At 33.5% G+C, this 7,137-nt stretch carries 9 protein-coding genes; 1 reads left to right on the top strand and 8 read right to left on the bottom strand.

The window, feature by feature from the left end; all coding sequences use genetic code 11:
- Positions 1–229: 229 nt before the first annotated feature.
- Entirely contained in the window at positions 230–1,174 is a 945-nt protein-coding gene (locus ACPYKA_RS00765) for a DHH family phosphoesterase (RefSeq protein WP_479540511.1), read from the bottom strand.
- A gap of 102 nt (positions 1,175–1,276) precedes the next feature.
- On the opposite strand from ACPYKA_RS00765, the gene ACPYKA_RS00760 reads away from it, so the two are divergent.
- A complete protein-coding gene (locus ACPYKA_RS00760) occupies positions 1,277–1,573 on the top strand; it encodes a YtpI family protein (protein ID WP_479540510.1) in 297 nt (98 codons plus the stop codon).
- Between the two features lie 93 nt (positions 1,574–1,666).
- Here the strand turns inward: ACPYKA_RS00760 and ACPYKA_RS00755 are convergent, their stop codons facing one another.
- The 7 genes from ACPYKA_RS00755 to ACPYKA_RS00725 form a co-directional block, all read right to left on the bottom strand.
- A complete protein-coding gene (locus ACPYKA_RS00755) occupies positions 1,667–2,974 on the bottom strand; it encodes a DRTGG domain-containing protein (RefSeq protein ID WP_479540509.1) in 1,308 nt (435 codons plus the stop codon).
- Between the two features lie 137 nt (positions 2,975–3,111).
- Positions 3,112–3,354, bottom strand: coding sequence for a hypothetical protein (locus ACPYKA_RS00750; RefSeq protein WP_479540508.1), 243 nt, complete (start codon positions 3,352–3,354; stop codon positions 3,112–3,114).
- Positions 3,355–3,416: 62 nt separating this feature from the next.
- Complete coding sequence (locus ACPYKA_RS00745) at positions 3,417–4,937, bottom strand: pilus assembly PilX N-terminal domain-containing protein (RefSeq protein ID WP_479540507.1); 1,521 nt, start codon at positions 4,935–4,937, stop codon at positions 3,417–3,419.
- On the bottom strand, positions 4,927–5,373 hold the full coding sequence (locus tag ACPYKA_RS00740) for a PilW family protein (RefSeq protein WP_479540506.1): 447 nt from the start codon (positions 5,371–5,373) through the stop codon (positions 4,927–4,929). The genes ACPYKA_RS00745 and ACPYKA_RS00740 overlap by 11 nt, the downstream gene beginning before the upstream one ends.
- Complete coding sequence (locus tag ACPYKA_RS00735) at positions 5,354–5,830, bottom strand: type IV pilus modification PilV family protein (RefSeq protein WP_479540505.1); 477 nt, start codon at positions 5,828–5,830, stop codon at positions 5,354–5,356. Before ACPYKA_RS00735 ends, ACPYKA_RS00740 begins: the two co-directional genes overlap by 20 nt.
- Positions 5,831–5,845: 15 nt before the next feature.
- Positions 5,846–6,541 carry a hypothetical protein gene (locus tag ACPYKA_RS00730; protein ID WP_479540504.1) on the bottom strand — a complete coding sequence of 232 codons (696 nt, stop codon included), beginning with the start codon at positions 6,539–6,541 and terminating at the stop codon, positions 5,846–5,848.
- Positions 6,534–7,136, bottom strand: a complete 603-nt coding sequence (locus tag ACPYKA_RS00725; protein ID WP_479540503.1) for a hypothetical protein — start codon at positions 7,134–7,136, stop codon at positions 6,534–6,536. Before ACPYKA_RS00725 ends, ACPYKA_RS00730 begins: the two co-directional genes overlap by 8 nt.
- Position 7,137 lies beyond the last annotated feature (1 nt).

Here is a 7,137-nt window from a genome sequence, read left to right as displayed (position 1 = left end):
GCAGGTTAAGTACGCGACGTCCTGTCGCAACACCTGCACTTGCACGTCCTGTGCTTCGGAGGCTGAAGCCGTGCCCGCGGAAAGCGTAGTATTCTGCCGAAGCGATTTTTCATCACAAATTTAAGTAAGAAGTGAGCAGGTACTAATTTTATTTACCGTTGCGGTAGATCAACTACTCAACAGTTTACAGCTATTGTGCAGAGTAAGAAAGTCTTTTGGTAAGCAGTTTTTATTTATGATTTGCACATATTTCTTCTAAATCTTTAATAAAGCGTTTAGCTTCTTCCCATGTTTTAACAGAAGCACCTGCTGCTAGCGGATGTCCGCCACCATTAAATTTTGCCGCCAAATTATTTATAACGGGTCCTTTTGATCGAACTCTCACTCGAATTACATCATCTTCTTCAATGAAGAAAACCCATGCTTTGATATTTTCAATATCCCCAAGTGTACCGACTAATTTACCGGTATCAATAGGTTCAACATTGTGTTTATCTAATATTTCCTTTGTTAACTTTATCGAGCTCATACCATTTGGAGACATTGTGAAATGTTGAAGTATATAGCCTCTTAATCTTGCAATATTTTCTCCAACGTTATATAGACCATTATAAAGTTCGGTACGATCAAATGGATACTCAATTAATTCTGCTGCATAACGAAACGTTTTATCACTAGTGCTCGGAAATAAAAATCGACCGGTATCTCCAACGATCCCACCATAAATTAGTCTAGCTATTTGACTATTAAGCTGAAGCTCTTTATTTTCTCCAAACTTAAAAAAATCATAAATCATTTCTGAAGTTGAACTAGCAGAAGTGTCTACCCACATAATTTCTCCATACGGATCATTATTCGGGTGATGATCAATTTTTATAATTTCTTTTCCTAATTTATATCGTTCATCACTGATTCTGCCAGTATTTGCAGTGTCACAAATGATGACTAGAGCATCATTATATATGTCATCATCAACATGATCCATCCGTGCAAAAAAGTGAAGTGCGGGATCTTCCTCGCCAACTGCATATACTTTTTTTGCAGGAAATGAAAGTTTTATTATTTCTTTTAATCCACATTGTGAACCAAGTGCATCCGCATCTGGACGGACATGACGATGGATCAAAATCGTTTCATATTCTTTAATTTTATCCAAAATAAGTTGTTTTACCATTTGACTACTCCTATCTACAACAAACAATTTTTCTAGATTATTGACGTAAAAATAGATACAATAGAGTTTAGTGATAATAGCCTACAAACAGGAGACGATAATATGTTTATATTCGCAATACTGATCATGATTTCTATAGTATTATATATTTATTATAAAGTAGCAATATTAAAAACAAAAGATAAACTGTCACAAAAATATATAAACGCGAAATCTAGAATATTTTTAGGTACTTTTTTAATTTTCTTTGGAATTAATCAATACATTGCATATCAAACGAAACTGATTCTCTTCATTAGTATTGTATTTTTGTTCCTTGGGGTAATTCAAGCAATTGATGGGTTTAAAGAGGCAAAACATTATCGTAATGAATGGAAACGTCTAAACCCGGAAAGCTAATACCTGTAGATAAAAATTCGTTGAAACGGCTCCCTTTAAAATATTGCCAATTTCAACGTTTTTTATTTACAAGTCGAATAAAATTGTAGAAGCTCATCGATCCATTAATTGCGCCATTAACATTCCTTTACATACAAGCTTGCGTCCATTAAAAATTTCGACATTTATTTTGGCATATAAACGACCAGCATCGAGTAATTCGGGTTTAATCGTTAAATGACTATCCATCTGAACAGGTTCAATGAAATAAACATTTAAACTTTCTACAACCATATTTCCTTTTTTCAAATGACGGAGTAGACGAGCACTCGCCTCGGTAACTAATGTCGTTAACACTCCATTTGAAAGTGTTCCTAGCTGGTTTGTCATTTGTGGGGTTACTGTCGTTTCAAAAACGACCGGATCCGCTTCAGTTGAATCAAGCCCACGAGAAATTACATCATGAATCGTTTCACCAACTTGTGGCTGACGTTGCACTTCATTTAATGCTTTTAACACATCTTGTCTGGAAACAAGCCCTTCCAGTGCATTTGATTGATCAACAATTGGAACCACTTCAATTCCTTCCCAAACCATTAGGTGAGCAACATATGCGAGAGACGTTTTTGCTTGGACAACAAATGGATTTTTCGTCATCACTTTTTCGATTAATGTATCCCCTTCTACGCCTACAACATCTTTGGAGGTTACCATACCGATAACCTTTCTAGTATCATCAATAACCGGGAAGCGAGTATGGCTTGTTAACTCATTTAATTTGTACCAATCATCAACTGTATCGTTATTATATAAATTATGCACTTGGTCATACGGAGTATAAATATCATTTACGAACACAATTTCTTTTTTAATCATTTGGTCATAAATAGCTCTATTAATCATTTCTGCCACTGTAAACGTATCATAACTTGTCGACATGATTGGTAAATTCTTTTCATCAGCAAGCTTTTTAATATGTTCTTTCGTATCAAAACCACCGGTAATTAAAACAGCTGCACCTGCTTTTATAGCAAGTTCATGCGCTTTAACCCGGTTCCCGACAATTAAAAGTGAATCCGCTTCTGTATAGCGCATCATCGCTTCAAGTTGCATCGCACCAATAACAAATTTATTTAATGTTTTATGGAGACCTCCGCGACCTCCAAGTACTTGTCCATCAACAACATTAATAACTTCCGCAAAAGTTAAATGTTTAAATTGTTCTTTTTCTTTTCGTTCAATCCGAATTGTTCCCACGCGTTCAATTGTACTAACTAAACCTTGATTTTCCGCTTCCTTAATTGCTCGATAAGCAGTTCCATCACTGACGCTAAGTTCTTTTGCAATTTGTCTGACAGATATTTTATGTCCAACCTCAAGAGATGTAATATGTCGAATGATTTGTTCATGTTTTGTTGCCATATCCTTCACCTAGCTTTCAACTGTACTAGTCTGTAACTATTAAGCCTATTATACAGTTGTTTCACTAGAAGCTCAATATTTATTATTTTAAATGCTCCAAATAGCATTATAATACTATTTTTCAACAGATCACAAAGTTAATAATTCCTTTCTTGCTGTTGTACTTTTTCTTGTTGATGACTTACTTTTTGTTCCATCACAGGTGGGTAAGAAATATTTAACAGTGTCGCAAGATTTCCGCCTATTACGAGAATTAAAAATATCATCCAAGCTCCCCAAAATAATTTTTCAATTGGGGCTATCGCTTCTGGAATATAAGGCCAAGCGAAATATAATAAAAATACAGCAAATAACAAACGTAAGATTGAGTAGTTTTTCAAAATAAGTCCTCCTCTAACTCTATCGTTTATACTACTATATGCTTTTTGAAGAAGAAGAGAACTTATTTAACGTTCTTAGTCACTTCGCGTAGAGGGGTTGTAGTAAGCGATGGACCTTCCCCGGTTTCATCACCGTTAAAGCCGTCATTATCATTACCATTATTTATTCCTAAGGCAGCGGGAGAGATAGGTCCATCGGAAAATTGAAATTCTTTATAAAAAATCTGCCAACCACCGGAAATTTCAAATGTATTAGCAATAATCATTCCTTCAAATTCGTTACCTCCACTTGTCATATCAAAGTTGGCATTGGGCGCAAAAAATAACTGTGCCTGATTATAGGATCCACCATCAACTTTGAAATTTTTCCCTCCAGTGAAAATGTTGCCAATAAATCCACCACCAGCTGTTAAGGTAATATCTGCATCCTCAGCATAAAGTGAACCATATACTTTTTGTGCTCCCGATAAGACAATTTTCTTAGGTTGATTTGAAGCATCTGATCCTTTTAAATAAACATTTAATCGGTTAACGTCCCCATTGTTATTAATTGTACTTCCTGCGCCCATTATTATTTTATCTATTACATAAATAGTTAAATTTCCTTTACCTTTAAGTTCAACATGACCATTCACTATATCTAAATTGTTTACAACAATCCTTTTATCAGTATCTCCTACATCTATATATAATTTATTATTTTCATTTAATGTAATGCTATGAAATTCTAAATCATTATTCATTACTAAAGTATAGTTATTTGTAATCCAATTTGTTATTAAAAGGTTATTATCTTTTATTAAATCGGTCGTATTACTTCCGTTCTTTATCATTTGATCAGGTAACTTAGTAAAATTAGACGGTATTTCTGGAAACGGAGGGAGTTGGGGAATAGAATAGGTTTCATCGATAGCTTTTATCTCAGAATTAATGTTACTATTATTCGACTTCACTATATCCTTATCCATTCTAGGAACATAAATTGCTCCATCATTGTGCTGTCCACCATTATTTCCAAAATATATTCCACCCTTACTTTCATTTACCGTACCTATATCACCTGTAATAGAGCCACTTCCCATATTAAAACTACCACTTGTAAATACTGCAAATGGTGGTAATTTAAAATCTTTTATCTTATTTTTCCATGTAACTGTAATAATTTTTGCAACCGATCTAGTTTGGTTTCCCGAATAACCCGTTGATATTATTTCATATTCATTTTCCGTTCCACTCAATGGATTTACAACAAGCTCTGCCCATGCGTCGGATTCAAATTTTTCATAAACTTTTTCATCGTTCACTAGTAATTTTTCCTTAACCTTACTATAAAAATCTTCTTTAGTTTTTACTTTTTTTAATTCATACACACTTAACACATCTTCTTCAATTTCTTTCATTTTATAATTTAACCCTGCTTCAGCGATATAAAAAGCGGATTGATCATCTCGTTCGGTTGTAGAGGTCTTAACAGAAGTAACAGATAACATTACAAGACTCATTCCTAATGCAGTTAAAATAACAAAAATTGCAAGAACACCTATTAGCGTATATCCAGATTCTTGTTCCCATTTATTCGTCACTCTCTGTCTCCTCCCTTAGCATTATTGTTGTATTGATTTCCTTCCCCGATTCACTTACTATTTCAAGAATTATCCTTTGATCCTCTTGAGTCACGTTAAAATTTTTAATCTCATAAATATAATTCGTATCATTTTTCTGTAGCACTTTATTATCCTTATTAAATACATAAGTTACGAGTTCACCATCACCACTTTCAAATGTAATCGTATCTCCACTTATTTCTGTTACATCAAACGCCCGAATGTCCTTTGTAATGGATGTAACGGCAATTGTAACATCTGTTAGACGCTTAATATCTTCTGATTGACTATTGTATTGTTTCTGAATAAGTATATGGATGCTCATGATTAAAATGATGAATAATGAGCCAATGGCGAGTGTGGCTAATAGCTCTGCTAAAGAAAGACCTTGTTCATTACGGAATAGTTTCTTCAATATCATCAGCCTTCCACTCTAGTAAATTTTCCATTTGAGCTTGCGGTTTGGATGTGCTGGACTTATCGTATACTTTAACAATAATTCGTGTCATTTGTTCATCTGTATCTGTCCACCAAACTTCAATATCATAAATATCAGCATCTTTCCTATAAACTTCCCATAACACTTCCTTATCATCTAATACAGATGAATGGTAATATTTTTCGTTTGCAAACCATTCATCACGTTTACTTGCTTTTAACTGCCCACTTAATTCATACATTTTCTCCATTTCAGTTTGTGCTATATAAGTAGCATCAATTATCACTTCAGATATCTGTTTAGCTTTCATCGATTGAAGTAAGATCATTAATATAGAAACTAATATAATTGATAAAATCACAATAGAAGCTAGAACTTCGACAAGCGTTAAGCCATTTTCATTTGCATAACTATATTTCTTTACCTTTTTCATTGGCATATGCCCCTTTTATTCTGCATAATAAAAAGTTGTTAGTTCCGCTTCAAATGCAATTGCTGTTGGTAGATCTTCAAAATACAAATCATATTCAGTTGGCTTTATAAACTTTAATTTATTTACAATTGATATTCTCTCTTGAGTTTCTATTGCTTTTAGCAGTTCAATAAAATCTTCAAATTCAGGAGAAGCTGCAGTTACTTTTACTGTGATTATTTGTAGTTCTTCAGGTTTTTCATCTAAGATAACTGGATCAATTTGTATTTCCTCGGCTTTTTCTTCATCTTCTGATTCAAGATTCTCCACTTCTTCAACAGTTTCTTCATTGTCTTCGATATTTTCTGTCTCTTCTTCCACATCGTCCAAATTACTATCATACATGAACTCTATTTTTTCTATTTTACTATTTGTTATTAACTCTAGTTGTTGTAAAGACAATATATATTCATCTAGCTCCCTCTCCATAGGGATTTTATTTTCCAATTTTAATTGTTCGACATCCATATCTTCTGTTTCAAGTTCAAAATTTTCAAGCTTTTTTTCTAAAATATGAATTTCGTCTTTTGCTGAGCTAATCGCCTTCTCTTTAGAGGATAAATCTGCTATTAGAGGGCGCAATAACACAACGTAAAGCACAACGATTAGGATGAAGAATAACCCTGCTAATATGAATAAGGAGCGTTTATTTTCCTGAAAATATTCATTCATCCTCTGCAGATTCTCCTTTCAACTTCTGCTTATTTATGTTTAATGTAAATTCTGCTTCATAACGTGGAATAACATTAAAATTAACTATATCTTCTTCTGGTATTTCTTCTTTTAAACCAAACGTTTCTACTTTATCCACTTTCGTATCCAACATATAGTCAGATGTTGTTAATTCAGTCGTGTAATTTGCAACTGTATCAAGTTGTTCAAAATGAGCAAACACTTTAGCAACTTGATTTGCATATTCATATTCACTCAAATAACTATGTTCGGGAAGTAAATCATTTAATTCTGTAATAAACATGGAGGTCGGAATGTTGTGATTTTCAATGAACCCAACCGCTTGATCTAACGTGGAAGTTCCACCTACTTCCAGTTGTTGTACTTGTGCCTCTAATTCTTCCACTTTAAGACTTATTTCTTCGTACTCTGCCTCCGCAGTTTGCACCTTATTTTTTATTGAAAAATAATAAAAGCCCAATAATATAAAAGATACTAAAATAATAATCAGCATAGCGATAATAAGATAGAATGTACTTGAGCTTCGGCGTTCATATTTAGGTAATAGGTTAATATCGGGTAGTTCTTCAGGCACA

This window comes from Pseudogracilibacillus amylolyticus (SeqCode), from assembly GCF_051918545.1.
In the GTDB taxonomy this organism is placed as follows: domain Bacteria; phylum Bacillota; class Bacilli; order Bacillales; family Amphibacillaceae; genus Pseudogracilibacillus.
This window is presented reverse-complemented; position numbering and strand designations above follow the sequence as displayed.

Excerpts from the sequence above, each read along its gene's own strand:
- ACPYKA_RS00765 (WP_479540511.1), bottom strand. The coding sequence starts at position 1,174 with ATGGTAAAACAACTTATTTTGGATAAAATTAAAGAATATGAAACGATT.
- ACPYKA_RS00760 (WP_479540510.1), top strand. The coding sequence starts at position 1,277 with ATGTTTATATTCGCAATACTGATCATGATTTCTATAGTATTATATATT.
- ACPYKA_RS00755 (WP_479540509.1), bottom strand. The coding sequence starts at position 2,974 with ATGGCAACAAAACATGAACAAATCATTCGACATATTACATCTCTTGAG.
- ACPYKA_RS00735 (WP_479540505.1), bottom strand. The coding sequence starts at position 5,830 with ATGAAAAAGGTAAAGAAATATAGTTATGCAAATGAAAATGGCTTAACG.
- ACPYKA_RS00730 (WP_479540504.1), bottom strand. The coding sequence starts at position 6,541 with ATGAATGAATATTTTCAGGAAAATAAACGCTCCTTATTCATATTAGCA.